The sequence below is a fragment of the Sphingomonas mangrovi genome, from assembly GCF_047975845.1.
In the GTDB taxonomy this organism is placed as follows: Bacteria; Pseudomonadota; Alphaproteobacteria; order Sphingomonadales; family Sphingomonadaceae; genus Sphingomonas.
In genome coordinates this window covers 1-1710 of the sequence record NZ_JBIUCZ010000070.1, presented here as the reverse complement: position 1 = coordinate 1710, position 1710 = coordinate 1, and the positions used below count along the sequence as shown (strand labels likewise).

The 1710-nt window shown below is 61.2% G+C and carries 2 protein-coding genes; both read right to left on the bottom strand.

The features are described 5' to 3' along the window. Positions 1 to 152: 152 nt before the first annotated feature. A complete protein-coding gene (locus tag ACBY01_RS17145) occupies positions 153 to 938 on the bottom strand; it encodes a hypothetical protein (protein WP_416462200.1) in 786 nt (261 codons plus the stop codon). A gap of 11 nt (positions 939 to 949) precedes the next feature. Beyond that, positions 950 to 1384: a hypothetical protein gene (locus ACBY01_RS17140; RefSeq protein WP_416462199.1), complete on the bottom strand. Its 435-nt coding sequence runs from the start codon at positions 1382 to 1384 to the stop codon at positions 950 to 952. Positions 1385 to 1710 lie beyond the last annotated feature (326 nt).

Genomic DNA, 1710 nt, shown 5'->3' with positions numbered 1-1710 from the left:
CCCGATCGTGGTAGCCTCTGACACGGACGCCTCCCTCAGTGGTGCTTCAACACCGCCACTCTGGCACATCGATGCCGTCGGGGGGCGTCCACCCCATCAGATCGCGACGCTCACATCAATGGGTCCTGACCCTAAAGCATGACCGACGGTTGTCAGACTTTCACGATCGCCGGTCCGACGATCGCGCGGTCGGACACGCGCCATGCTTGGGATCGAATGTCATAAGGCGCGGCAAGCTTCGCATCTTCCAAGCGCTTTGCGTTGCTGTGATACACCGTCAGCTTCATGTCGGTGGGGCGCACGGCGTCCCGTGCTTTGCTGCCGTAGTCTGGATTAGGGACGGTGAGATATTCGCTGTAGTTCCAGTCGTATCGATCCTTGGCCTCGCACAACCAAGTTTCGAACCGGATCGCCACCTGGCCGCCCTGACGCTGGCCGGACACCAGCGCTTGGCTGTGGAGCTGAAACCCTCGCAGTGATGTGAAGAGGTCCTGTTCCTCTTGGCTGCCACGGTTCTGAATACGCAGAATGTCGATCGGGCCGCTGCCGATCTCGACCAGCGACTCATAGTCGAGCTGAAGCTTGCCTGTCAGATCCCACCGCTGAAAGCCCGGCGCTCCTTGAATGCGCGGTACGACGCCTCCTCGTCGCGTATTGGAGCCAAACAGCGAGCCTTTACCGACCCGTGCCTCCTGCTCAGTTAGGAAAACAGCCCGGTGATAGCGCAGGGCTTCCCGAACCTTGTCGTTGGTTTGCAGATATCGGCGCGCGGGCAGACGGAACGTGCTCTTCGGGTCGCGATTGTCGAGCCAATGGCGGAGCAGCATGGCAGAGTAGGGCTCTTGCCCTTCCACACGACGTTGGCCGGTGGCGTCAGCCAAGCGGCGATACCACGCCGCAACGCGGTCGACAGGCAGGCTGGCGAGGTAATCGGCCATGGACGTGGCTCCTAGCGGGTGGCGGGTTTGCCGTCGTAGGTCGTCGCGATGACCTCGATCAGGCTGGTGGCAGAGGGCAAGTTGGGTCGAGCCCCGCGCATCAGTCGCTGCAACTCGATTGCCTGGATCGCATACGCGCCATCCGCAGTGGTCAAACTGTACCGTCCCCCACCGCCGCCGGGCCCGACGATCGGCTCGCTAGCGTGAATCGACTGCCGCCCAGGTTTGCGTTGGTCAGGCGCAATGGGTTCCGCCACGACGTCGACAGCGGTGAAGTGATCTTGGTCGATTTGCTCGATACAGCTGAAAACGAGTTTTTCCGGTTCGCGCGTGCAGCGGACCGATGAGGCCGCCTCTGCCGTCGCCATGCCGTGATCGAGCGCCGCGCGAATCGAGGACGCTGGTGGCGCCTGGGCACAAGCAGCGGATATCAGCAGTAGCGTCAACAACGCTATCGGTTTGGTCCGGCAGAATGGCAGTGACGCCTCCTCCTGAAGTCCAGCTCATGGCATCCTGCCAATTCGTGTTGTTACTGTCCAGACGCGGCGGTCAATGATGCCGCAGTGGTCGTGAAGGTGAATCCTTGCCCCGCGCAATCGTCGTTGAGAAAAGACGCGGGCGTTACCTTCCGATATCAATCCGGAATGTCACACGCCATCAACCAGCGACGCTAGGTGTTTGATCCCACGGTTTGATGGTGCGATCCTTTCGTTGGAATGGAAGGAAGCCGTATGGGACAGCTACGTCACGGGAGCGCCACGACCACGCACGC

What these genes read in the sequence shown, in the direction of transcription:
- ACBY01_RS17145 (WP_416462200.1), bottom strand. Translation starts at nt 938, where the DNA reads ATGGCCGATTACCTCGCCAGCCTGCCTGTCGACCGCGTTGCGGCGTGG.